Here is a 21,987-nt window from a genome sequence, read left to right as displayed (position 1 = left end):
ATCGCCGGCAATCAGCGCAAGGGAGGCGGCAATGCCGACAGATTACACGCTCTACTACTGGCCGATCCCGTTCCGCGGCCATTTCGTTCGCTATCTTCTGGTCCACTGCCGCCAGACCTGGGACGAACCGCCGGTGGCGGAGATGCTGGCGCTCAAGGATCAGCCCGCCGCCCGGCAACCCGTTCCGTTCATGGCACCACCATTGCTGCATCACCACGCGGGCGATCTGTGGCTCAGTCAGCTTCCCGCCATCCTCGGCTATCTCGGGCGGCAACACGGGCTGTTTCCAGGCGCGCCGGCAGCCGACGCCCTGGTGCACAAGATCATCGGCGATGCCAGCGATGTGCTTGAGGAAATCACCTGCAATTGCGGGCGCGCAATGTGGACACAGGAAGGGTGGAATGAATTTGCCGCCGGCCGGCTGCCGCGCTGGATGGCGATATTCGAGGAGACCGGCCGCCGCCACGGGCTGAGCGAAACGGCGGGCCACATGCTGGGCTCGCACGCGCCCTCGCTCGCCGATCTGGCAACCGCCGCCCTTTGGTTCACCATGACGGACAAGCTGCCGCCGCTCGGGCCCTTGCTGGAACGCAGCGCCCCCGCCGTCGCCGCGCTGAGCCGGCGCATCGCAAGCCTGCCGGAAATCGCCGCGATGCGCAAAAGCTGTGATGCGCGCTGGGGCGATGCCTATTGCGGCGGACAGATCGAGGAATCGCTGCGAAAGGTAGTCACGGTCTGGGCGGGTGAGTGAACTGCCCGGAACGCGGATGACAGGCCGATGCTGCTGATCCTGCGTCATGGAGAGACCGAGTGGAACCGGCAGGGCCGGATGCAGGGCCATCTCGATTCCCCGCTGACGCGGCGGGGTGCGGCACAGGCGCGGGCGCAGGGCGCTGTCCTGCGCCGTGTCGGGGCGGCCGGCCTGCCGCTTTTCTGCTCGCCGCTGGGGCGCGCGAAAGCAACTGCGGAACTGGCCTTGCCTGGGCGCAGCCCGATCCGCGACGCGCGCCTGAACGAGGTCGGCATGGGCGCCTGGCAGGGGCTGACCATGGCCGAAATCCGGGCGCGCCATCCACAGGCATTCCACGGAACCGACGCGGTGACATGGAAGTTCTCCGCCCCCGGTGGCGAGACGCTCGACGATATCTGGCGCCGCGTTTCGGCGTTCCTGTCCGACCTTTCCGGCCCGGCTGTCGTGGTGACACACGGGGTCACCTCGCAGGTGTTGCGGGCACAACTGACCGGGCTTGCGCCCGCTTCCATAGGCACGATCGAGGACCGACAGGGTGTCGTGTACCGCGTGGAAGACGGATGTCAGACCGTTCTGGATCCACCGGCCGAACCGGATGGCCAGGCGCTCCTTTCGTGCTAGGCTTGACCGAGTCGGACGGAGAGGCAGATGAACACCGGATTGCCCACCCTCATCAGGACGGTCGCAACCGCGCGCGATCTTGATACGCTGTGGGCGGTAATGGTCGGGTATTTCAGGTCGGCCGGCGCCCGCATCGTCAGCTATCGCCACGTGATCGGCGAACCCTCGGCCGAGGAACCGCCGCAGGTCTATTTCCACGGGCTCGACAGAGATATCGTCGATCAGATACTCGCCAACCCGCATTTCCGCGACAACCCCATCATCGAGAGGGCGCTTCATACGACCGAACCCTTCTACTGGACCGAGGCAACGCGGCTTTCCGAGCTTTCACGGGATGATATCGACTACCTCGAATACGTGCGGGCGCTGGTGCCCGGCAAGGGGCTGGTCATTCAGGTCTTCGGCCCCGACAGCCGGAACGGAACCGTCAACCTCGGGTTCGGCGACGACGCCCCGGAACTGGAGCGATGCAGGCTCAGGGAGCTTCAGCTTGCGGCGCAACTCGGCCATTTGCGCTATTGCAGGCTGGTGCCGCCCGATCCGGTGAACGGCTTCGACCTGACCCGGCGCGAATGCGAGGTTCTGGCCTGGATCGCCAAGGGCAAATCCAACTCGGTGATCGCGGATATCCTGGGCATCTCGGTGCATACCGTCGATACACATGTGCGACGGATTTTCCGCAAACTGGATGTGAATGACAGAACGACGGCGGCGGTCAAGGGAATCGGCGCCGGCCTGCTGCAACTGGCCGCCTGACACCCCCTGCCCGCTGCCGACAGCCGGCACCGGCGCCGGGCCCGCAAGCCCGACGCCAACCTTCAGAACTTGACCTGCGAGGTCAGAAAGAAGCTCCGCCCCGGCTCCGGGTAACCCTCGACCAGTTCGTAGTTGTGATCGAGCAGATTGCGAACGCCGAAATCCACCGCGATCCTCGGCGTCGCCTGCCATGTCCCGGCAAAGTTCGCCAGAGCGAATTCGCTCATCTTCGTATAGGTCGGATTCTCCGCATCGCCCGAGTTGACGGCGGGATCGGACCACCGGGACCCGTAGGCCTCGATCGACGGCGACAGGGTCAGCGTATCGGTCGCCTGCCAGTCGGCACCAAGATAGAACTTGTGTTGCGGAATATCGGTGACCCGCAATCCGTTGATCGACGGATCCGAAATGCTGGCGTCGAGATAGGTGTAGTTCGCGTATACATCCACCCGGTCGTTCACCGCCCAGTTCGCTGCAAGCTCGACCCCCTTGTAGATGCCATCGCCGACGTTCTGCTGCTGCCAGATTTCATCGCCAAAGCTGTCGGTATAGCGATAGACCGACTGGATCAGATCGGTGACATCGCTGTAGAACAATGCGCCTTCAACCGCGACCGGGCCAATGTCGCCCCGATACCCGATTTCGAAGTTGGTTGCACGCTCGGCGTCAAGGTCGGGGTTGACCTCAAAGGTGCCAAAGCGGGTGCTGTAACGGTGGAACAGCGTCGGGAAGCTGGTGCGCGACGAGACGCTGGCGTGGAATTCGCCCCACATCTCCGGGGTCCAGATCGCGGCAAGCTGCCAGTCCACGGCCTCGGTTTCCACCTTCGGCAGGCCGCGGTCGTTCCTGGTCCGGTTCGCTTCGAGCACCATTGCCCGGCTGTAGCTGAGCCCGCCGACAAGGCGGACGGCATCGGAGATCTGCCAGCTGTCCTCGACGGCAACCGCGATGGTCTCCTCCTCGCTGTGTTCGGTCGGATCGGTTCCGGACACAAGATCGGGCATCGAATGCTGCGTCGACTGATGAATGTCGCGCCGGAAATGCAGCGCCGTCTTCAGGTCGTGCGCACCAAGCGAAACACCGTATTCCGCGCTCGCCCCCAGCGAATAGTCCTCGTAGACGCTGTCAAAGGTGCGCCGCGAGGTCTGGGTGTTGTGATGATAATCGTCCCAGGACGACAGGGTATTGTCGAAGGTGTTGTAATAGAAGCGGGTTTTCAGATAGCCGACGGGAAGCTCGGTATGCGAATAGAATGCCAGGCTCGAAACATCCCATTCCGGCCATGTCCAGTTGCGTTGGTCGCGCAGATCGGGATCGTAGGTGTCGGGTTTGCCGCTTATCGGCAGAAGAACACTGTAGGGCGCGTTCTTCGCCCCCTCCTGCCGCGTATAGCTCAGCACATATTCGTCGGTCGCATTCGGCGTATAGCCTAATTTCACGTTCAGGCGGCTGTCCTCGCTATCGGAATCGTCGCGCAACTTGCCATTTTCCTGCGGCACCGCGTCAAAATCGTCTGACAGGTAGAAGCCGTCGCTCTCGCGTTTCATGTAGCTGAGTTGCGCGTACCAGAACTCCTGCTTCGTTCCGAGCCAGATATAGCCCTGGCGGCCGGTGACATCGCCGCTGTTGCCCGCCTCGATACCCAGTTGCAGTTCTCCCTCGAACGGTTCGGTCGGCTTTCTGGTCACGAGGTTGATCGCGCCACCCATGCCACCCGGCCCGTTCAGGACCGAGACATAGCTTTTCTGTATCTGGATCTCGGCCAGATCCGGCGTCAGGAAGCGGCCGAAATCGAGCCGGTTATCGGCCGGCAGATAGATGCGGATACCGTCGATCGACAGCGGCACATGCCAGCGATCGAACCCCCGGACAAAGACTTCCCGTTCGTTGCGCGACCCGCCGCCGGAAATGGACGAGACACCGGGCAACACGCCGACCGTATCGTCCAGGGTAACGCGACCGGCCTTCATCGCCTGCTCGCCGCTGACCGTGGTGGTGGTGCCACCCTGACCTTCGCCGTTTCCATCCACATAGATCGTGCCGAGTTCGAACGCGTCCGTACCGCCCTGTTCGGCGGTCTGCGCAAGCACGGGCAGAACCGGGATACCGGACAGTATCGTTCCGGCAAAGATCAGGCGGCGCAAACGTGACGTGGAACACAGCATCGGGAAACCTCCTCCAATGGCGCGACCTTCGGGGGAAGGTCTGGCGAATCGTTATGTGTAACAAACTATAACGAATCCAATACGCAAGCCGCGCATGGCGCGACAAAACACCCTGACACACGGTTTCCTAGGAAAATTCGAAATTCCTATCCGCCAAAATTCAGGATTTTCCGAAAAATATTGCTTGAAAGACACATGCGATATTCCTCACAATACATATTGATAATAAAAGGTGGAACACATGGACATCCGCTATATCTGTTCGGACGAGGATCTGCTGACCAACCGCATTCTCGATACCGTCGCCCGGCACGCGGCGGCCGAGGGCATCGTGCTTGCTGGCACGGTGCAACTCGACGATCCGGGGGCGGAACATCAGTTATGCAACATCGTCCTGCGCCTGTTGCCCGATGGGCCGGTCCGCAATGTCAGCATGGATCTCGGCCCCGGCTCGGTCAGTTGCCGCCTTGACGCAGGTGCGCTCGAACAGGCGGTAAGTGTGGTTCACGAACGCCTCCCCGGAGCGCAGGCGCTGATCGTCAACAAGTTCGGCAAACAGGAAGCCGCGGGCCGCGGGCTGGTCGAGGCCATCGGCCAGGCCTGCAACATGGGTCTGCCGGTTCTGGTCGGTGTCGCGCCAGAATGGCGCACCGCTTTCCTGACCTTCGCCGATGGCGTGGCGCAGCCCCTTGCCGCCGACGCCGATCTGGCGCTCGACTGGCTGCGCGCCGCCTGCTGCAAGCGCGCCGCCTGAAGCGGAACTCGTGAGGGCAAGCCCCAACCGGTGATCGCCGCCGGCCGGGAATGTCTGGTCAGACGCCGGTATTCCCTGTTTTCCGGACGGGCCGGTCACAGGTCCGCATCGCTGTTCTGAATGGCGACACTGCCCTCGGCATACCCGTTACAAAGGTCGTCGGATAGGGCCGTCCGGGGATAGGGGACGGTCAGCCGTCAGTTGATTTGCGCAACACAGCCAAGATGCTTCGCTCTGCTTCCGCGAATTCCAGTCGTGTCGAATTGTATGAACTCCTGCGGTCTATCGTCGGTCATGACTTGGAGAGCAGATAGGGTGCCGCAGGTGATGGCTGGTCGGGATGCACGTGATTCCGCCCGGGGATAACGCGAGGTAACGGATCACACTGCCATCCAACCATCCTAGCCGCTTGATTTTCTTGGCGTTGATGGTGCTGCTGGACAGGATTGAACTGTCGACCTCTCCCTTACCAAGGGAGTGCTCTACCACTGAGCTACAGCAGCGCCGAAGTGACGGCGGGATATACGGGCCGAGGGGGGGAGTGCAAGCGGATTTTCGGTTGCGGCACGGATTTGCCGGGGGTGGTCGGGAAGACTGGACGAGAGCGCGCCTTGCGCGGTATGGCGGCGCATGGGCAAGGGAAGGCAATCCGGAACGGCGGGCGACGGGCGCGAAAAGCGGCTCAGGGACGCGCTGAAATCCAATCTTGCGAAGCGCAAGGCGCAGGCCAGGGCGCGGGCGGTGCCTGCGGTCGGCGAAAGCGGCACCCATGCTGACGATGGGCAGAACGACGACGAGAGGGCAGACGGGCATGGACAGGATCGTTGTACGGGGCGGTAGGCCCCTCGCCGGGAAAATCGCGATTTCGGGGGCAAAGAACGCCTGTCTGGCACTGATGCCGGCGACGCTTCTCAGCGACGAACCGCTGACGCTGACCAATGCGCCGCGCCTGTCCGATATCCGCACCATGACGACGCTTCTCGCCTCGCTCGGGGCCGAAACCTCGACCATGCAGGACGGCAAGGTGTTGGCCATGTCGAGCCACAACGCCGACAACCCGGTCGCCGATTACGAGATCGTGCGCAAGATGCGGGCATCGAACCTCGTGCTGGGGCCGCTGCTGGCGCGTCACGGCCATGCGGTCGTCTCGCTTCCCGGCGGTTGTGCGATCGGGGCGCGGCCGATGGATATCCACATCTCGGCGCTCGAGGCGATGGGGGCGGAAATCGAACTGAGGGATGGCTATCTGCACGCCAGCGCGCCGGGCGGTCTCAGGGGCAACCGGATCGACCTGCGCTTCCCCTCGGTCGGGGCGACCGAAAACGTGCTGATGGCGGCAACGCTTGCGAAGGGCACCACGGTTCTGGGCAACGCCGCGCGCGAGCCGGAAATTGTCGACCTTGCGCACTGTCTGCGCAAGATGGGGGCCGAGATCGAAGGCGAAGGCAGCCCGGTCATTACCGTTCAGGGCGTCGACCGGCTGCATGGCGCGACACATCCCGTGGTGGCGGACCGGATCGAGACCGGCACCTACATGCTCGCTCCGGCGATCGCCGGCGGCCGGGTGGAGCTGATCGGCGGCCGCACCGATCTGCTGGGCGCCTTCTGCGAAAAGCTCGACGCCTGCGATATCGCCATCGAGGAGACGGCGGAGGGGATTGTCGTGGAACGCCGCAACGGGCGGGCACGGGCAACCGATGTGGTGACCGAGGTCTTCCCCGGCTTCCCGACCGACCTTCAGGCCCAGATGATGGCGCTGATGTGCACCGCCGACGGCATCAGTGTGCTCGAGGAACGAATATTCGAAAACCGCTTCATGCACGCACCCGAACTGATCCGGATGGGCGCACGGATCGACGTGCACGGCGGCACGGCGACGGTTGTCGGGGTTGACAAGCTCAAGGGCGCGCCGGTGATGGCGACCGACCTGCGCGCCAGCGTCTCGCTGATCCTCGCCGCCCTTGCGGCCGAGGGTGAAACCGTGGTCAACCGGGTCTATCACCTTGACCGCGGCTACGAGCGGGTCGAGGAAAAACTGGGCGCCTGCGGTGCCGATATCGAACGGGTGAGTGAGGGGCATGGCTGTCGCAACTTTCGAGGACGGCGCCGAACGCCCGCTGTCGCTGGGCGTCACCGACGCCGATGATCTCCGGATCGTCGCGACGCTGGTTCAGGATGCGATCTTTCCGGTCACCGAGATGAAATGGCAGCCGGCATTGCGGCGCTTTTCGCTGCTGCTCAACCGGTTCCGCTGGGAGGACCGTGCCGACGCCGAACGGCTCAACCGCCCCTACGAACGGGTGCAGAGCCTGCTGCTGGTCTCGGACGTCGCGAAGGTGGCGAGCCAGGGGATCGACCGGACCGATCACGAGACGATCCTGTCGCTGATCGATCTGGTCTTCCTGCCCGGCGAGGATGGCACCGGGCGGCTGGAACTGGTCCTTGCCGGCGACGGCGCGATCGCGCTCGATGTCGAGAGCCTGAACATCTGGCTGCGCGATGTCAGCCGCCCCTATCTGGCGCCATCGCGCCGGGCGCCCGGCCACGGCGACTGAGCGCCGCGCAAGGGCCGGCTTGAGGGCCCCGCACGCGGAAGATATCAGGGGGCAGACGAGGAGATCAGATGCCCCAGTTCCTGAACACCGCCGATCCGGATTTCGAGCCGCGCTTCGCCACCTTCCTGACCACGAAGCGCGAGGATTCGCCCGATGTCGACGCGGTGGTGGCCGCGATCATCGGCGATGTCCGGGCGCGCGGCGATGCGGCGGTGATCGAACTGACCGAGCGTTTCGACCGGCTGGCGCTGACTCCGGCGACCCTTGCGTTCACCGAAGCCGAGATCGACGCCGAATGCGCCCGCGTGCCTGAGGACGAGCGCCGCGCGCTGGAACTGGCGGCCGAACGCATCCGCGCCTATCACCGGCGCCAGATACCCGCCGATGCGCGCTGGACCGATCCCGAGGGCGCGGAACTCGGCTGGCGCTGGACGCCGGTCGATGCCGCCGGGCTCTATGTGCCGGGCGGGCTGGCCTCCTATCCCTCCTCGGTGCTGATGAACGCGATCCCCGCCAGGGTTGCCGGTGTCGGGCGGCTGGTCATCACCGTACCCACCCCCGGCGGGACGGTGAACCCGCTGGTCCTGCTGGCGGCGCGGATCGCCGGGGTCGATACGATCTACCGCATCGGCGGCGCTCAGGCGGTCGCCGCGCTTGCCTATGGCACCGCAACCATCGCCCCGGTCGACAAGATCACCGGGCCGGGCAACGCTTTTGTCGCCGCCGCCAAGCGGCGCGTCTTCGGGCGGGTCGGTATCGACATGATCGCCGGGCCCTCGGAAATCCTGGTGATCGCCGATGCCGACAACGATCCCGACTGGCTGGCGGTCGATCTGCTGAGCCAGGCCGAACACGACGAAAGCGCGCAGTCGATCCTGATCACCCCCGATGCGGACTTTGGGCAGGCGGTGGCGGCGGCGGTGGAGCGCCGGCTCGAAACGCTCGAACGGCGGACCATCGCCGGGCCGAGCTGGCGCGATTTCGGCGCCGTCATCACCGTGCGCGATCTGGACGAAGCCGTGGCCCTTTCGGACCGTATCGCCCCCGAACACCTGGAGCTTTGCGTTGCCGACCCCGAGGCGCTGGCGGCGCGGATACGCCACGCGGGCGCGATCTTTCTGGGCGCATGGACCCCCGAGGCGATCGGCGATTATGTCGGCGGGCCGAACCACGTTCTGCCGACCGCCCGGTCGGCGCGGTTTTCCAGCGGCCTTTCGGTGCTGGATTTTCTCAAGCGCACGACGCTCGCCCGCATGAGCCCCGGCGCGCTCGGCGCCATCGGCCCGGCCGCCGAACGGCTCGCCATTTCCGAGAGCCTCGAAGCGCATGGCCTGTCCGTCCGCGCCCGGCTCGACCGGCTCAACGAGGACAAGTCATGAGCACCACCCGTATCTGCCACGTCGAGATCGACGATTCCCAGCTGCCGCCGCCTACCCCCGAGATCGAACAGGAGCGCAGGGTCGCCGTCTTCGATCTGCTGGAAGACAACAGCTTCGCCATCCCGCCGCGCGGCGACCAGCCCGTTCCCGATGGCCCCTACAGGCTGGGCCTGGCCATCCGCGAAAGGCGGCTGGTGTTCGAGGTCGCCACCGAAACGCAACAGATGGTCGCCGAATTTCACCTCTCGCTCGGCCCGTTCCGGCAGGTGGTAAAGGACTACTTCCAGATCTGCGAAAGCTATTTCAGCGCCGTCAAGACGCTGCCACCGGGCCAGATCGAAACCATCGACATGGCCCGTCGCGGCATCCACAACGAGGGAGCCCGCGTATTGCAGGAGCGGCTGGAGGGAAAGGCCGAAATCGATATCGATACCGCCCGGCGGCTCTTCACCCTGATCTGCGTATTGCATTTCGGGGGCTGACCTGCATGAGCGATCTGCCCGCATCGGTCCTGTTCACCTGCGATCACAATGCCGTCCGCTCGCCGATGGCCGAGGGGATAGCCAAGCTGTTCTACCGGCACCGCTTTTACATCCAGTCCGCCGGGGTGAAGAACGATCTGGAGATCGACGGATTCTGCATCTCGGTCTGCGCCGAGATGGATGTCGAACTGTCGCGCCACCGCTCGCGCAGTTTCGACGAGATGCAGGACTGGGGCGACGATCTGGGCGGTTTCGACCTGATCGTGGCGCTTTCGCCGGCCAGCCAGCGAAAGGCGCTGGAACTGACCCGTTACTACCACCTCGATGTCGAATACTGGCCGATCATGGACCCCACCGGTCTGGGCGAGACGCGCGAGGAAAAGCTGTCACGCTACCGGCAGTCGCGCGATCAGATCATCGACCGCATGGTGGCCCGCTTCGGCCCGCCGCTCGACGGCGACACCCTTTGAGGCTGGTCCGGCTTTCGGGCGATGATCGCTGGTCCGCATCGGAAATCTGTGTGTTCCACCCGCCCGACTGGGCTGCGGCTATTGCCCGAACCACGATATTGCCGCACGATTCGGCAGGAACGACGTGAACAGCGACACCGGAAACGGAAAGAACAACGGAAACGCCCATGACCAAAGCCCGAACGATCCGCCTTGCCTGCGCGGCCTACCCTGTCGACCGCCTGCCCGACTGGGCGGCGCTCGAAGAAAAGCTCGACCGCTGGATCGGCGGGGCGGCAGCCGACGGCGCGGCGCTGCTGGTTCTGCCCGAATACGCGGGGCTCGAAGCCGCGCTGGTCGATGCCCCGCCCAACCTGCCGCTGGCGGAATGGTGGCCGCGCTCGGCCGCGGTCGCCGAACGCTACGCCGCGCTTTGTGGCGGGCTCGCGCGGCGCCACTCGGTCTTCCTGCTCGGCGGCTCCCTGCCGGCCAACGGTGTGCCGGGGCTGGTCAACCGCGCGCATCTGCACACGCCCACCGGCGAAACGGGCTATCAGGACAAGCAGATCCTCACCCCGTGGGAGCGCGATTTCACTCCGCTTGTCCCGGGCGAGCCGCTGACGCCTTTCGAAACCGATCTCGGCCGTATCGGCGTGCTCATCTGTTACGACGCCGAGTTCCCCGCGCTGGCCACCGTGCTGAAACCCGATGTCCTGCTGGTACCATCGAACACCGAAACCATGTCGGGCCAGCAGCGAGTGCGCATCGCGGCGCGGGCGCGGGCGCTCGAACAGCAATGCGTCGCGATCCATGCGCCGATGGTCGGCCCGGTGCCCGGCTGCCCGATCGTCGACGAGAATTACGGGCGTGCCGCGATCTTCGCTCCGCCCGATGTCGGTTTCCCGGCAACCGGCATTCTGGCCCAGGGCGTACTGAACCGCCCGGGCTGGTGCCATGCCGAGGTCAGCCGTGCCGCGCTCAGACAATGCCGCACCGAAGGCCAGGTTTCCACCCGAACCGATTCCGCCCGGGCGGACAGTTGCGCCGCTGGCGCCACGCTGCGGGGCTTTGCCGAGAATCGGCCTTGATTTATTAGACCGCAGGGCGCATTTAACCGGCACCTTCCGACGGGAGGTACGCGCAAACTACTCAGGAGTGACCATGGCCAAGGAAGAAATGCTCGAATTTCCCGGTGTCGTGAAGGAACTTCTGCCGAACGCGACATTCAGGGTCGAGCTGGACAATGGCCACGAGATCATCGCGCATACGGCAGGCAAGATGCGGAAAAACCGCATCCGGGTTCTTGCAGGCGACCGGGTTCAGGTGGAAATGACCCCTTACGACCTGACCAAGGGCCGAATCAACTATCGTTTCAAATAGGCGGCGGGGATGCGGCTGATTCTCGGGTCGGCCAGCCCGCGCCGGCGGGAACTGCTTGCCCGGATCGGCGTGACGCCCGATGCGGTCCGCCCGCCCGAAATCGACGAGACGCCGGCGCCGCGCGAGCTTCCGCGCCCCTATTGCGCCCGCATGGCGCGCGAAAAGGCGCTGGCGGTTCCGGCCGAGGACGATGACATCGTGCTTGCCGCCGACACCACCGTGATGCTCGGCCGCCGCATCTATGGCAAGCCCGCGGATGCGGGCGAGGCGGCGGCATTCCTCCATGCGCTGTCGGGGCGGCGCCATCGCGTGGTAACGGCGGTTGCCGTACGGCGCAACGGCAGGCTGTGGGAGCGCGAAGCGCTCAGCACCGTCAGGATGAAACGGCTGAGCGATCTCGAGGTGAACGCCTACCTGGCCAGCGGCGACTGGCGGGGCAAGGCAGGCGGCTATTCGATCCAGGGGCCGGCCGGCGCCTTCGTTCCGTGGATCAGCGGCTCCTATACCGCCATTGTCGGCCTGCCGGTTGCCGAAACGGCCAACCTGCTGATGGCCGCCGGCTATCCGCTTTACCGGAGCCGGTCATGAGGGGCAGCAGCGCCTTTCTCGACCGGATCGCCGGGCGGCGGGCCGCCGCCCTGCTGACGGATGGCCGGCTGGAGGATTTCCTGATCGATCCACCCGAAGACGGCCCGGCCGTTCCCGGCGCCATCTTTCGCGGGCTGGTCGAGCGCCCGCTCAAGGGCATGGGCGGTGTCTTTGTCCGCCTGCCCGACGGCAAGGGCTTTCTGCGTCATTCGAAGGGGCTTTCCGCCGGTCAGCCGGTTCTGGTTCAGATCTCGTCCCATTGCGAGCCGGGCAAGGCGGTTCCGCTGACGCAGAAGCTTCTCTTCAAGTCGAAATACGCAATCGTCACACCGGGCGCGCCGGGGCTGAACGTCTCGCGCGCGATCCGCGACGAGGAGACGCGCCTGCAACTCAGGGTGCTGGCGGCCGGGATCATGGAGGGCTCGGGGTTCGGCCTGATCCTGCGCTCGGCCAGCGCGAACGCGCCGGAGGACAAGATCGCCGAGGACATCGCCGAAATGCGCGCGCAGGCCGAAGCGGTAACCGCAAACGCCGATGGCGCCGCGGAGCTGCTGCTCGACGGCCCGGATGCCCATGCGCTCGCCTGGCGGGAGTGGGGCAGCCCGGACGAGGTTATGACCGAACCGGGGTGCTTTGCGGCGCGCGGTGTGCTGGACGACCTGGCGAGCGCGACCGCGCCGCTCGAAGACCTGTCCGGCGGCGGCACGATGGCGGTCGAGCCGACCCGGGCCTTTGTCGCGGTGGATGTGAACACCGGCGCCGACGCATCGCCCGCCGCCGGGCTCAAGGCCAATCTGGCGGCGGCACGCGCCCTGCCCCGCGCGCTGCGGCTGCGCGGGCTTGGCGGGCAGATCGCGATCGATTTCGCGCCGCTGGCCAAGAAGGACCGGCGGCAGATCGAACAGGCACTACAGGCGGCATTCAGGAGCGACGCGGTGGAAACCGCCCTGGCCGGCTGGACGCCGCTGGGGAACTTCGAACTGCAACGCAAACGCGAGCGGACGCCGCTCGATGCGGTGGTGCGAAAGGCGCTGCGATGACCTGCCCGATCTGCGGAAAGGTCAGCGACCCGGCCTACCGGCCCTTCTGCTCGAAGCGCTGCGCCGATGTCGATCTTGGCCGCTGGCTCGGCGGATATTACCGGATCGAGACCGACGAGGCACCCGAACCCGGATCGCCCGAAGCGGACCTGCCCCGGGAGCCGCGCGACGACTGAGCGAGCGTCAGCCGAACCGGGCTGGCGACAGCGCTGGTGCGCCGACAGGGAATTTTCCGATCCGTCGACCGGCGCGCGGTGCCTGATGTGTGACACATGTCGATATCGTCGGGGCACGCTCGGCATCACGCGATTGCGGCCGCGCCACCGCCCGCCAGTTCCGCGATGATCCTGTCCGCGAATTTTTGCGCGGTGTGCGAGAGAACCTGATCGCGACGGGTGATCAGTGCCATTTTCCTGCTGACCCTCGGTTCGACCAGATCAAGGATCCGCGCCTGCGTGGCGCCCAGTTTGCGCAGTCGCGATGCCGGCTGGATGGCGACACCGAGTCCGGCCTCGGCCATGGCGACGATGGTTTCGGCCTGGATGAACTGATAGCGCGCTTCGGGCACAACGCCGATTTCGCGCATCATCCTGTCGAGCAGGCTGCGCATCGAGGTTGCATTGCTCGGCAGCAGCAACGGCAGCCGGGCAAGCGCCCGCCAGGTGATTTCGGTCTGGTCGGGTTCGACGAATTGCGGCGGCACCAGCGCGAAGACCGGCTCGGTCAGGACGGTGACAAAGCTGAGTTCCGCATCCTCCCGCTGCGGCCCAAGCGCAAAATCGACCTCCTTTTGCTTGAGCGCCTCGAACAGGTCGCGGGTGGTCAGTTCGCGCATCCTGACCGAAACAGCGGGATAGTCGCGCACGAATCCGGCCAGAACCGCCGGCAGATAGATCGATGCCAGATTGGGTGAGGTAGCGACGGTCAGGCTGCCCTGCCGGAAATCCGCAACCTCGCGCAACTGCCTCAGCCCGAGCTGGATATCGAGCAGAGCCCGCGACGAAATCTCCTGCAGTTTCCGCCCCTCGTCGGTCAGTCGCACGCTGCGTGTCGTGCGCTCGAAAAGCGGCACACCAAGCTGCTGTTCCAACTGCTTGATCTGGCTGCTGATGGCCGAATGCGACCGGCTCAACTGCTCGGCAGCGGCGCGAAAGCTGCGGGCGGAGGCGACCAGCAGGAAGGTTTGCAGCAGCTTGAGGTTGATATTGTTGACGCTGTCGATCGCCATTCTCCCACCGTGTGGACGGGCAGTTCGAACCGCGCCTCAGTTACAGGATAGCCACCGCCCTATTGGTTTGTCCAATCGAATAATCGACAAGTTTATTTAGCTTGTCTGTCCAGGGGAAATGCCTGCAACTTGCTGCAAGCAGGAGGAACTCGCACTGACATATCCGTTCGCGACCGGTCCGGATCTGCCCGGACCGCGGGCGGTCTCGTTCTGCCAACACGAAGGAGGAGCCCCATGACGAAAATTCCACGCACGCTGAGCCTGCTGATGGCCGGCACCCTGTCGCTGCCTGCCGTGAACGCGGCGGTGGCCGAAAGCTATCCCGACATGAACATGACCTATATCGTCGCCGCCGGAGTCGGCGGCGGCACCGATGTGATGACCCGCACACTGGTGAGCGTCATCGAGCAGAAGGGCCTGCTGCCCGACGGTGTGCGCATCCTCGTCGAAAACCGCCCCGGCGGCTCGGGCGCGATCGGCTATACCCATATCGACTCGCACAAGGGCGACGCCTATATGCTCGGCGGTGTCGGCGTCAGCTTCTTTACCACACCACTTCTGCGCGAAATGCCCTATAATTACGAGAGCTTCACGCCCCTCGCCGCAGTTGCCCGCTCGCCCTATATCTTCGTGGTGCGCTCGCAATCTCCCATCGAGTCGCTCGATGACATCAAGACGGCGACGGGGCTCAAAGTGGGCAGCGTCGGCGCGGTTGCCGACGAGGCGCTGCTGACCCATCTGGTAAACGAAAAACTCGGCGCGTCGGTCAAGGTGATCCCCTATGACGGCGGCGGCGAGGTGATCGCCGCGGTTCTGGGCGGGCATCTCGACGTAATGTGGGGCAACCCCAACGAAATGCTGGAACAGGTGCGCTCGGGCGCCATGCGGCCGCTGGCAGTCAGCGCGCCGGAGCGGATTCCGGAACTGCCCGATGTTCCGACCTTTGAAGAGCTTGGCTACGATATCGACCATACCCAGCTTCGCGGCATCATCATGCCTGCCGATGTTCCACCCGAAGCGGTGTCGTTCTGGGAAGGCGTCATGAAGACGGTCGCCGAAAGCGACGAATGGCGCGCTGCCTATCTCGACAAGTTCAACGAGATTTCACTGTTCATGGACAGCCGGGAATTCGGTGCGGAAATGGTCGAGACCTCCGCACGCTATGAAGACCTGATGCGGGAACTTGGTCTGATCGAATGATGCAAACTCGGGAAAGGGGCCGAACGGCTCCTTCCCGGCCACACCGGGCACTTGCCGGCGCCCTGCCTGTCATTGGCCACGAGAGGGGGAACCCAATGGTCGGAATCCGAAATCTGGACATTGTCGTATCAGTGCTCCTGGCAGGCTTCGGCCTCTACGTGGTGCAGACCGGCCGCAGCTACGGTTTCATGGACGGCACTTCGCCCGGGGCAGGCTATTTCCCTGTCCTGATCGGGGCGGGAATAACCCTGCTGGCACTGGTCAACCTGATCAATGCCATCCGGCGAACCGATGTTCTTGAGCACATCGGCTCCGAAGAGATCGTGCGCGTGCTGGCATGCAGCGCCGCGATCTGCCTGTTTACCTGGCTCTCGGCACATATCGGGATGCTGGTTTCCGGATTTCTGCTGATGATCTTCGTCGCCGCGGCCTTCGGCGCCCGAACCGGCAGGCAACTGAGCCGCTCGGCGCTGCTCGCCCTGCTGATGTCTGGTGTCCTCTATGTCATCTTCGTCAGGATCCTGTCCGTTCCGTTGCCCTGAAAGGGGATTGGAGAATCGCGATGTCGGAAACACTTGCACTTCTTGCGGACGGTGTGGCGCATGCCGCATCTCCGGCCATTCTGGCGGCAATCTTCATCGGCGCCATACTCGGCCTGTTCATCGGCGCCTTGCCCGGCCTCGGCCCAACGGCGGGGGTCGCGATCCTTCTGCCCATCGTCGTCGGCTTCGACGGCACGGCGGCGATCGCAGCACTTGGCGGGGTTTATTACGGGTCGCAATATGGCGGCGGGGTGACGGCGATCCTGCTGGGGATACCGGGCGATTCCGCTGCCACCATGACGGTGATCGACGGCCATGCCCTGACCAAGAAAGGACAGGCGGGAACCGCCCTGGGCATCAGCATTGCAGCGTCTTTTGCCGGCGGTCTGATCGGGCTGATATTCCTGACCCTGTTCGCAACGACGATTGCCCGGGCGGCGATCGCCTTCGGCCCGATCGAGATGACGGCGATGATGGTCTTCGCCCTGTCGCTGGTCAGCGTGCTCGGCGGAAAGGACCCGGTCAAGGGTTTGCTGGCGCTGTTTGTCGGGCTTTGGGTTGGTGTGATCGGGCTTGATCCGATCATCGGCATCCCCCGCTTCGATTTCGGCGAGGTGCACCTGATGGATGGGATAGAGTTTTCCATTCTGGCCGTCGGCCTCTTTGGCCTCGCCGAGATGTACTCGACCCCCATCGGCACCGCCGGGAAGGCTTCCGGCCCGCGCTTCCGTTTCCGCGAGCTTTTCCCCGATCTTCGCAAGACACTGAGTTGCTGGCGTGAACTGCTGATCGGCTCGGTTGTCGGGTTTGTCGTCGGTGTCCTTCCGGGCGCGGGCGCAACCGCCGCAACCATGATTGCCTATGCGCTGGCAAAACGCCTGTCCAAAACGCCCGAGATGTTCGGCCAGGGCGCGATTCAGGGAGTAGCGGCGCCGGAATCGGCCAACAATGCGGCCTCCTACGGGTCGATGATCCCGATGTTTGCCTTGGGTATTCCGGGATCTGGCACAACCGCCGTTCTGCTGGGCGGCCTGTTGATGATCGGTCTCCAGCCCAGCCCGATGCTGTTTCAGACCGAGCCCGATTTCGTCTGGACCATCTTCGGCAGCTTCTACATCGGCAACATTTCCCTGGTGCTGATCACCATCGTGCTGATCCCGCTTCTGGCAAGCTGCGCCTTCGTCAAGCCGAGCTACCTGTTCCCCTCGGTCATTGGCATTGTCTGCTTCGCCATCTACTCGATCAACAACTCGATGTTCGACGTGGTAGTCGCGGCGGTCTGCGGTTTCATCGGCTATGTCATGGTCAAGCTGAAATACCCGCCGGTGCCGCTCATCCTCGGCATGATCCTCGGGCCGATCCTCGAACGCGGCATCCGGCGCACGCTGGTCGGCTCGGACGGCGATCCGATGGTGTTCTTCCAGAGCCCGATCGCCAACGTGATCTTCTTCATGGCGGTCATCACCCTGTTCTATCCGTTCATCTCGACGTTCTGGAAAAGACCCGGCAGCGCCCGCGACCAGCAACCATCGACCTGAGCGTCGCGTCCATTTCCGCGATCCGACAAGTCAATCAAGGCCGGCTTTCCGAGCCTCTGCAGGAGTTCGTTCATGGTTTACCATCATCTCTACAGCCGCTTTGCAACACGGTCCGAAGTCAGGGTGGCCGTGATTGGCGCCGGAAACTACGGAAGTGCGATCGTTACCCAGGACCCGGCAACACCAAGGCTCGCTGTGGTTGCGGTTGCCGACATATCGGTTGATGCCGCCCGTGCAGCCTATGAAAAAGGCGGCTTCGACATGAGCCATGTGACCTATGCCGAAACGGTCGGAGATGCCCGGCAGAAGATCCGCGCGGGGGCCCGGATCTACACCGACCGCTCTGAAATACTGACCGAGATCGACGCTGTCGATGTGGTTTGCGAAAGCACCGGCATGCCCGAGATGAGCGCCCGCTACGCGCTTGCCGCAATTGCCAATGGCAAGCATGTGGCGATGATCACCAAGGATTGCGATGTCGCCGTTGGCCCGATCCTCAAGCGCAAGGCAGAGCAGGCCGGTGTCGTCTATACCCCCGTGGATGGCGATCAGCATGGCCTGCTGATCCAGCTCTATGAATGGGCGAAATCGGTCGGCCTGACGGTGCTGAGCGGCGGCAAGGCGACCGATGGCGAATTCATCTATGACCGTGCTGCCGGCACAGTGACAATCCAGACCGACAAGAAGATACATCCCCCTTCTGTCGAAACGATCACCGTTGCGCCCCAGGACGCTCGCTATCTGGAGATGATCCCGCAGGGGAGGACAGCGGAATATGTCGCCGAACGGGCACGGATCCTCGCCGGCCTGCCCCAGCCCGGAAGCTATGACCTCTGCGAGATGACCATCGCAGCCAATTACACCGGCATGAAACCGGCGCGCGACGCGCTTTATCATGCCCCGCTGCGGATCACCGAGATTCCCGTCGCCTATTGCGGGGCGGATGATGGCGGCCTGTTCGCGGCCTCTGATGTGATCGACCTGGCCACCTGCCTGCGGGCGCCCGATGAATCGGGGCTGGGCGGCGGCGTGTTCCTCGTTGTCCGCTGCGACAATGCCTATTCCAACCATGTGCTGACAACCAAGGGCCAGATCGCCAATTACGATGACAGCGCAGCGGTGATCTATCGCCCCTATCACCTCTGTGGCGTCGAGACATCGACCTCGATCCTGATGGCGGGCCTGCTCGGCATCGATACCGGCGCGGAGAACTACCGTCCGCGCTATGATCTGGTGAAGGTCGCCGCCCGCGATATCGGCAGGGGCGAGGTTTTCGGCAATGACCACGACCCTTCGATGAGCGCGCGCATCGTTCCCGCCCGGCCGGTTGCGCCCGGCAATCTCGCCTGCGCGCATCTGCTGCGCGGCAATCGCGCCGCCGTCGACATCCCGGCGGGGACCGCGATCACCTACGACATGGTCGAGGAGCCCGAGGGATCGGTACTCTGGGCACTCAGGCGCGAACAGGATCGGGTCTTCCTGAGTTCTCAGGCGCCGTCCGCCACCGATATTCAACAGGAGGAGAGTAGATCATGAGATATCGCAGATCCCTTGCCGGGAGCCTTGCCGCTATGGCCTTGCTGGCTGGTGCGGCACCAACCGTGGCCGGCACATTCGTCTATGTCTCGAATGCCAAGGATGGGAATGTGGCCGGCTTCGCGCTCTCCGATGACGGCCGGCTTGCGCCGCTCGGGCTGAGCGAGGCAGCGCCGCTGGTCATGCCAATGACATCAGCCACCGATGGCTCAGCCCTTTATGCCGCGGTGCGCTCCGAACCCTTCGCGGTCCATGCCTGGAGGATCGACGCAGAAAGTGGCGCGCTGACGCCTCTGGGAACCGCACCGCTTGCCGCCAACATGCTCTATCTCTCGCTGGACCAGAGTGGGCGCTACCTGTTCGCGGCCTCAAACAGCTCCGATCTGATCACCGTCAACGCGCTGGACGAGGCCGGACGGGTTTCGGATACGCCGGTTCAGAGCGTTCAGACCCGCGATTATGTCCATGCGGTGCGCACGGATGCAACCAACCGCTACCTCTTCGCACCCAGTCTGGGCGAAAATGTCGTCGAGCAGTTCACCTTTGACCCGGCAACCGCCACCCTCGCTTATAATGCGGCTCAAACCGTCCCGCTGCCCGAGGAAAGCGGGCCGCGCCATTTCATCGTCTCGCCGGACAACCGGCACCTCTATGTGGTCAGCCAGTTTCTCGGCGTTGTCTCGGCCTTCGCGCTGGACGGCGCAACCGGCCAACTCACCGCCCTGGGCGATTTTGATGGCATGCCCGGCACCCGCCTCCACCCCGGCAAGAAGCGCCCGCCCGTTTCCAGCGCCGGCCCGGCAAAGCCCGACCCGGAAGCGATCTGGGCTGCCGATATCGGGATCACGCCGGACGGGCGCTGGCTCTACATCTCCGAACGGACGGAAAGCCGCCTGATCGGTTTTGCCCGCGACCCCGAAAGCGGCGCGCTCAGCTATCTTGGCGCGACCGACACCGAGCAGCAGCCGCGCGATTTCGCCATCTCGCCGGACGGCGCTTTCCTGATCGCGGCAGGCGAGAAGTCCGGCCATATCGCCGCCTACCGCATCGATCCCGAAAGCGGCACGCTCACCCTGAGAGACCGGCAGGAAACCGGTGCCGGACCCGCCTGGGTCGAGATTGTGCGGACCGACTGAGAATCCGCGACCCCGGCGCGGGGTCGGCTTGCCTTTTCGGGTTCCCGCGCCGGCGAACGCCCTCGCGGCCGGCCCGTATTCAGGGAGGACAATCCATGACATCTCCACGAATAGTGCTTCTGCACGCGACGCCGGTTGCGATGGAGCCGGTCCTTTCGGCGATGACGCGGCTGTGGCCCGAAGCGCTGGCGGTGAACCTGCTCGACGACGGGCTTTCGCACGATCGGGCGCAGGAGACCGGCGCGCTTTCGGAGCGGCTGACCGCCCGACTGATGGACCTGGGGCGCTATGCCGTCGGTCAGGGGGCCGATGGCATTCTCGCGACCTGTTCCGCCTTCGGCCCGGCCCTCGACCGCATGGCGGCGGACCTGCCCGTCCCGGTGGTAAAACCCAACGAGGCGATGTTCCGGCAGGCGCTGCGGCAGGGCCGGCGGATCGGGATGCTGGCGACCTTCGGCCCCTCGGTGGCCGCGATGGAGCGCGAATTCCACGATTTCGCCGGTGAGGCCGGCGCGGAGGCAGAACTGACCACGCTTCTCGTCGCCGATGCCCTCGACAGGCTCAGGGAGGGCGATGGCGAGACGCACAACCGGCTGGTAGCCCGGCGTGCGGCAGAACTCGACGCGATGGATGCCATCATGCTGGCACATTTCTCCACCTCGCGCGCCGCCGCTCTGGTGCACGGCAGGGTCGGGGTGCCGGTGCTCACCGCCCCCGAGGCGGCGGTCAGGGCCATGCGGGAAGAACTGGAGAAACGGGCATGCTGATCGCGCGACCCCGCCGACCCCGCCGGCGCCGGCAACATGGCGGATACCCTCGTCAGGGCACCGCCCCGCGAGCGCGGATTACTCCGCCCGGATCGCCGCAACCAACGCGGCGGACCAGAACTCAAGGCCGGATCAGGCACTTGGCTAGTTTGCCTGATCCTGTGGACAAATTTTGTGCGTCGCTCTCGCAAGTGTGATATCATCAAGGAGGTCAAAGAGTTGGATTGGAGACAATGGCTGCAAGAAAAGGCAAGCTCGCGAGTCGCGCCGCTTTCGTCTGCTTTCTTGGCTTCGGATTAGCGACCCAGCCAAGTCAGGTGATCGCGCAGGAGGTCATTCAGCCGGCACCGATTTCCGGGGTGAAAATACCTGATCTAAGCCAACTCGGTGAATTTTCCACGATTATCGCGGCACCATCCGTGGATAAATGGCAGCAGGTTAAAATCGATGCATCTGCGCACGAAGTGTCAGATTTCCTTGAAACGGCCGGCTGGAATGAGGGTGTTGCGGCAGGCGGATATGAGGCACTATCTCCGGATAGCAGATATTCGCTCTACACCCGGAGTATCGCTGCTGGTGTCTCAGATTTCCTAGTTGTCCCGGAAGCGGCAGACAATATGCAGCCGTTGGAATTCAAATCAGCGGCAAGCTCGGGAATTGTTCAAGCCGCGTGGTGGCCTGGATCGAGCAGAATGCCCTCAGCAAAGGACATTCGCGATGAGATCATCGAGGGCATGCAAGCAGCAATCGACTCCCTGTGCGGCATGCGAGCACGACCACGCGAGATAAAGGCGAAAGCAAGTGCCGCCGGTATCGTCGAAATTGAGGCAACCTGGATGTCCGCCGACGTTTGTGCCGCACACTAATCGATTCCGCTCGACCTTCCAAAGTCCTTCTGACACAGCACAAATTGAGCATCTGCGGTGAATGCGCATTCTACCCGTATTGCTGACATCTTACAGACGATCAATCCGCATGACGTTGGCATCATCGTAAGCGCGACGTTGTTCCGCTGCTGCCGGTCCCGATCTGATCGGTGCCATCTGCGACCTGCTGGGTAGCGGAGGTTTCAGGCTTGGAATTGGACGGCAAAATGGGCGTCCATTTGGACGGCTCGACG

The 21,987-nt window shown here is 64.2% G+C and carries 23 protein-coding genes, 1 tRNA gene and 1 pseudogene; 22 read left to right on the top strand and 3 right to left on the bottom strand.

Annotated elements, in window-relative coordinates; translation table 11 throughout:
* Positions 1-31: 31 nt before the first annotated feature.
* From ACK5IR_RS15410 to ACK5IR_RS15400, 3 genes are read left to right on the top strand one after another with little or no spacing between them, the layout of a single operon-like run.
* A complete protein-coding gene (locus tag ACK5IR_RS15410; protein WP_416930056.1) occupies positions 32-751 on the top strand; it encodes a glutathione S-transferase family protein in 720 nt (239 codons plus the stop codon).
* A 27-nt stretch (positions 752-778) separates the two neighbouring features.
* The gene (locus ACK5IR_RS15405; protein WP_416930055.1) at positions 779-1,372 is read left to right on the top strand and encodes a histidine phosphatase family protein; all 594 of its coding nucleotides are present in this window, start codon (positions 779-781) and stop codon (positions 1,370-1,372) included.
* Between the two features lie 27 nt (positions 1,373-1,399).
* Positions 1,400-2,128, top strand: coding sequence for a helix-turn-helix transcriptional regulator (locus ACK5IR_RS15400; protein WP_416930054.1), 729 nt, complete (start codon positions 1,400-1,402; stop codon positions 2,126-2,128).
* A 62-nt stretch (positions 2,129-2,190) separates the two neighbouring features.
* Here the strand turns inward: ACK5IR_RS15400 and ACK5IR_RS15395 are convergent, their stop codons facing one another.
* Positions 2,191-4,293 (bottom strand): TonB-dependent receptor plug domain-containing protein, encoded by a 2,103-nt coding sequence (locus ACK5IR_RS15395; protein ID WP_416930053.1) that lies wholly within the window; start codon positions 4,291-4,293, stop codon positions 2,191-2,193.
* Between the two features lie 241 nt (positions 4,294-4,534).
* Here ACK5IR_RS15395 and ACK5IR_RS15390 point away from each other — a divergent pair, with 241 nt between their 5' ends.
* Positions 4,535-5,047, top strand: coding sequence for a DUF2478 domain-containing protein (locus tag ACK5IR_RS15390; RefSeq protein ID WP_416930051.1), 513 nt, complete (start codon positions 4,535-4,537; stop codon positions 5,045-5,047).
* A 428-nt stretch (positions 5,048-5,475) separates the two neighbouring features.
* Here the strand turns inward: ACK5IR_RS15390 and ACK5IR_RS15385 are convergent.
* Positions 5,476-5,550, bottom strand: a tRNA-Thr gene (locus ACK5IR_RS15385).
* A 127-nt stretch (positions 5,551-5,677) separates the two neighbouring features.
* Here ACK5IR_RS15385 and ACK5IR_RS15380 point away from each other — a divergent pair.
* From ACK5IR_RS15380 to ACK5IR_RS15330, 11 genes and pseudogenes are all read left to right on the top strand, one after another.
* Positions 5,678-5,887 (top strand): hypothetical protein, encoded by a 210-nt coding sequence (locus tag ACK5IR_RS15380; protein WP_416930050.1) that lies wholly within the window; start codon positions 5,678-5,680, stop codon positions 5,885-5,887.
* Positions 5,859-7,115 (top strand): annotated as a pseudogene (gene murA / locus ACK5IR_RS15375) (UDP-N-acetylglucosamine 1-carboxyvinyltransferase); the annotation flags it as partial. The gene ACK5IR_RS15380 and the pseudogene murA, both read left to right, overlap by 29 nt.
* 10 nt (positions 7,116-7,125) lie before the next feature.
* Positions 7,126-7,602 (top strand): DUF2948 family protein, encoded by a 477-nt coding sequence (locus ACK5IR_RS15370; RefSeq protein WP_416930049.1) that lies wholly within the window; start codon positions 7,126-7,128, stop codon positions 7,600-7,602.
* Between the two features lie 68 nt (positions 7,603-7,670).
* Positions 7,671-8,981: a histidinol dehydrogenase gene (gene hisD, locus ACK5IR_RS15365; protein WP_416930048.1), complete on the top strand. Its 1,311-nt coding sequence runs from the start codon at positions 7,671-7,673 to the stop codon at positions 8,979-8,981.
* Positions 8,978-9,463: a UPF0262 family protein gene (locus ACK5IR_RS15360; protein WP_416930047.1), complete on the top strand. Its 486-nt coding sequence runs from the start codon at positions 8,978-8,980 to the stop codon at positions 9,461-9,463. The genes hisD and ACK5IR_RS15360 overlap by 4 nt, the downstream gene beginning before the upstream one ends.
* A gap of 5 nt (positions 9,464-9,468) precedes the next feature.
* Positions 9,469-9,933: a low molecular weight phosphatase family protein gene (locus ACK5IR_RS15355; protein ID WP_416930046.1), complete on the top strand. Its 465-nt coding sequence runs from the start codon at positions 9,469-9,471 to the stop codon at positions 9,931-9,933.
* A 167-nt stretch (positions 9,934-10,100) separates the two neighbouring features.
* The gene (locus ACK5IR_RS15350; RefSeq protein WP_416930045.1) at positions 10,101-11,000 is read left to right on the top strand and encodes a nitrilase-related carbon-nitrogen hydrolase; all 900 of its coding nucleotides are present in this window, start codon (positions 10,101-10,103) and stop codon (positions 10,998-11,000) included.
* Between the two features lie 73 nt (positions 11,001-11,073).
* Positions 11,074-11,292, top strand: coding sequence for a translation initiation factor IF-1 (gene infA / locus ACK5IR_RS15345; protein WP_043918791.1), 219 nt, complete (start codon positions 11,074-11,076; stop codon positions 11,290-11,292).
* Between the two features lie 9 nt (positions 11,293-11,301).
* Positions 11,302-11,880 (top strand): Maf family protein, encoded by a 579-nt coding sequence (locus tag ACK5IR_RS15340; protein WP_416930044.1) that lies wholly within the window; start codon positions 11,302-11,304, stop codon positions 11,878-11,880.
* The gene (locus tag ACK5IR_RS15335) at positions 11,877-12,920 is read left to right on the top strand and encodes a ribonuclease E/G (RefSeq protein ID WP_416930043.1); all 1,044 of its coding nucleotides are present in this window, start codon (positions 11,877-11,879) and stop codon (positions 12,918-12,920) included. The genes ACK5IR_RS15340 and ACK5IR_RS15335 overlap by 4 nt, the downstream gene beginning before the upstream one ends.
* Positions 12,917-13,096: a DNA gyrase inhibitor YacG gene (locus ACK5IR_RS15330; protein WP_416930042.1), complete on the top strand. Its 180-nt coding sequence runs from the start codon at positions 12,917-12,919 to the stop codon at positions 13,094-13,096. Before ACK5IR_RS15335 ends, ACK5IR_RS15330 begins: the two co-directional genes overlap by 4 nt.
* Before the next feature lie 125 nt (positions 13,097-13,221).
* Here the strand turns inward: ACK5IR_RS15330 and ACK5IR_RS15325 are convergent, their stop codons facing one another.
* Positions 13,222-14,148: a LysR family transcriptional regulator gene (locus ACK5IR_RS15325; protein WP_416930041.1), complete on the bottom strand. Its 927-nt coding sequence runs from the start codon at positions 14,146-14,148 to the stop codon at positions 13,222-13,224.
* 234 nt (positions 14,149-14,382) lie between these two features.
* On the opposite strand from ACK5IR_RS15325, the gene ACK5IR_RS15320 reads away from it, so the two are divergent.
* The 7 genes from ACK5IR_RS15320 to ACK5IR_RS15290 all read left to right on the top strand — a co-directional run bounded on the left by ACK5IR_RS15320 (position 14,383) and on the right by ACK5IR_RS15290 (position 21,733).
* Complete coding sequence (locus ACK5IR_RS15320; RefSeq protein ID WP_416930040.1) at positions 14,383-15,348, top strand: Bug family tripartite tricarboxylate transporter substrate binding protein; 966 nt, start codon at positions 14,383-14,385, stop codon at positions 15,346-15,348.
* A gap of 131 nt (positions 15,349-15,479) precedes the next feature.
* A complete protein-coding gene (locus tag ACK5IR_RS15315) occupies positions 15,480-15,890 on the top strand; it encodes a tripartite tricarboxylate transporter TctB family protein (RefSeq protein WP_416930039.1) in 411 nt (136 codons plus the stop codon).
* A 20-nt stretch (positions 15,891-15,910) separates the two neighbouring features.
* Positions 15,911-17,428, top strand: coding sequence for a tripartite tricarboxylate transporter permease (locus tag ACK5IR_RS15310; protein WP_416930038.1), 1,518 nt, complete (start codon positions 15,911-15,913; stop codon positions 17,426-17,428).
* A 72-nt stretch (positions 17,429-17,500) separates the two neighbouring features.
* Positions 17,501-18,964 carry an NAD(P)H-dependent oxidoreductase gene (locus tag ACK5IR_RS15305; RefSeq protein ID WP_416930037.1) on the top strand — a complete coding sequence of 488 codons (1,464 nt, stop codon included), beginning with the start codon at positions 17,501-17,503 and terminating at the stop codon, positions 18,962-18,964.
* Complete coding sequence (locus tag ACK5IR_RS15300) at positions 18,961-20,100, top strand: lactonase family protein (protein ID WP_416930036.1); 1,140 nt, start codon at positions 18,961-18,963, stop codon at positions 20,098-20,100. Before ACK5IR_RS15305 ends, ACK5IR_RS15300 begins: the two co-directional genes overlap by 4 nt.
* A 95-nt stretch (positions 20,101-20,195) precedes the next feature.
* Positions 20,196-20,867 (top strand): aspartate/glutamate racemase family protein, encoded by a 672-nt coding sequence (locus tag ACK5IR_RS15295; protein WP_416930035.1) that lies wholly within the window; start codon positions 20,196-20,198, stop codon positions 20,865-20,867.
* 233 nt (positions 20,868-21,100) lie between these two features.
* Complete coding sequence (locus ACK5IR_RS15290; RefSeq protein WP_416930034.1) at positions 21,101-21,733, top strand: hypothetical protein; 633 nt, start codon at positions 21,101-21,103, stop codon at positions 21,731-21,733.
* Positions 21,734-21,987: the final 254 nt, after the last annotated feature.

It is taken from the genome of Tropicimonas sp. (genome assembly GCF_047971885.1).
Taxonomy (GTDB): domain Bacteria; phylum Pseudomonadota; class Alphaproteobacteria; order Rhodobacterales; family Rhodobacteraceae; genus Tropicimonas.
The sequence above is the reverse complement of the archived record's forward strand: the minus strand, read 5'-3'. Positions and strand labels throughout refer to the sequence as shown.

What these genes read in the sequence shown, in the direction of transcription:
- ACK5IR_RS15410 (WP_416930056.1), top strand. Translation starts at nt 32, where the DNA reads ATGCCGACAGATTACACGCTCTACTACTGGCCGATCCCGTTCCGCGGC.
- ACK5IR_RS15405 (WP_416930055.1), top strand. Translation starts at nt 779, where the DNA reads ATGCTGCTGATCCTGCGTCATGGAGAGACCGAGTGGAACCGGCAGGGC.
- ACK5IR_RS15400 (WP_416930054.1), top strand. Translation starts at nt 1,400, where the DNA reads ATGAACACCGGATTGCCCACCCTCATCAGGACGGTCGCAACCGCGCGC.
- ACK5IR_RS15395 (WP_416930053.1), bottom strand. Translation starts at nt 4,293, where the DNA reads ATGCTGTGTTCCACGTCACGTTTGCGCCGCCTGATCTTTGCCGGAACG.
- ACK5IR_RS15390 (WP_416930051.1), top strand. Translation starts at nt 4,535, where the DNA reads ATGGACATCCGCTATATCTGTTCGGACGAGGATCTGCTGACCAACCGC.
- ACK5IR_RS15380 (WP_416930050.1), top strand. Translation starts at nt 5,678, where the DNA reads ATGGGCAAGGGAAGGCAATCCGGAACGGCGGGCGACGGGCGCGAAAAG.
- ACK5IR_RS15370 (WP_416930049.1), top strand. Translation starts at nt 7,126, where the DNA reads ATGGCTGTCGCAACTTTCGAGGACGGCGCCGAACGCCCGCTGTCGCTG.
- hisD (WP_416930048.1), top strand. Translation starts at nt 7,671, where the DNA reads ATGCCCCAGTTCCTGAACACCGCCGATCCGGATTTCGAGCCGCGCTTC.
- ACK5IR_RS15360 (WP_416930047.1), top strand. Translation starts at nt 8,978, where the DNA reads ATGAGCACCACCCGTATCTGCCACGTCGAGATCGACGATTCCCAGCTG.
- ACK5IR_RS15355 (WP_416930046.1), top strand. Translation starts at nt 9,469, where the DNA reads ATGAGCGATCTGCCCGCATCGGTCCTGTTCACCTGCGATCACAATGCC.
- ACK5IR_RS15350 (WP_416930045.1), top strand. Translation starts at nt 10,101, where the DNA reads ATGACCAAAGCCCGAACGATCCGCCTTGCCTGCGCGGCCTACCCTGTC.
- infA (WP_043918791.1), top strand. Translation starts at nt 11,074, where the DNA reads ATGGCCAAGGAAGAAATGCTCGAATTTCCCGGTGTCGTGAAGGAACTT.
- ACK5IR_RS15340 (WP_416930044.1), top strand. Translation starts at nt 11,302, where the DNA reads ATGCGGCTGATTCTCGGGTCGGCCAGCCCGCGCCGGCGGGAACTGCTT.
- ACK5IR_RS15335 (WP_416930043.1), top strand. Translation starts at nt 11,877, where the DNA reads ATGAGGGGCAGCAGCGCCTTTCTCGACCGGATCGCCGGGCGGCGGGCC.
- ACK5IR_RS15330 (WP_416930042.1), top strand. Translation starts at nt 12,917, where the DNA reads ATGACCTGCCCGATCTGCGGAAAGGTCAGCGACCCGGCCTACCGGCCC.
- ACK5IR_RS15325 (WP_416930041.1), bottom strand. Translation starts at nt 14,148, where the DNA reads ATGGCGATCGACAGCGTCAACAATATCAACCTCAAGCTGCTGCAAACC.
- ACK5IR_RS15320 (WP_416930040.1), top strand. Translation starts at nt 14,383, where the DNA reads ATGACGAAAATTCCACGCACGCTGAGCCTGCTGATGGCCGGCACCCTG.
- ACK5IR_RS15310 (WP_416930038.1), top strand. Translation starts at nt 15,911, where the DNA reads ATGTCGGAAACACTTGCACTTCTTGCGGACGGTGTGGCGCATGCCGCA.
- ACK5IR_RS15305 (WP_416930037.1), top strand. Translation starts at nt 17,501, where the DNA reads ATGGTTTACCATCATCTCTACAGCCGCTTTGCAACACGGTCCGAAGTC.
- ACK5IR_RS15300 (WP_416930036.1), top strand. Translation starts at nt 18,961, where the DNA reads ATGAGATATCGCAGATCCCTTGCCGGGAGCCTTGCCGCTATGGCCTTG.
- ACK5IR_RS15295 (WP_416930035.1), top strand. Translation starts at nt 20,196, where the DNA reads ATGACATCTCCACGAATAGTGCTTCTGCACGCGACGCCGGTTGCGATG.
- ACK5IR_RS15290 (WP_416930034.1), top strand. Translation starts at nt 21,101, where the DNA reads ATGGCTGCAAGAAAAGGCAAGCTCGCGAGTCGCGCCGCTTTCGTCTGC.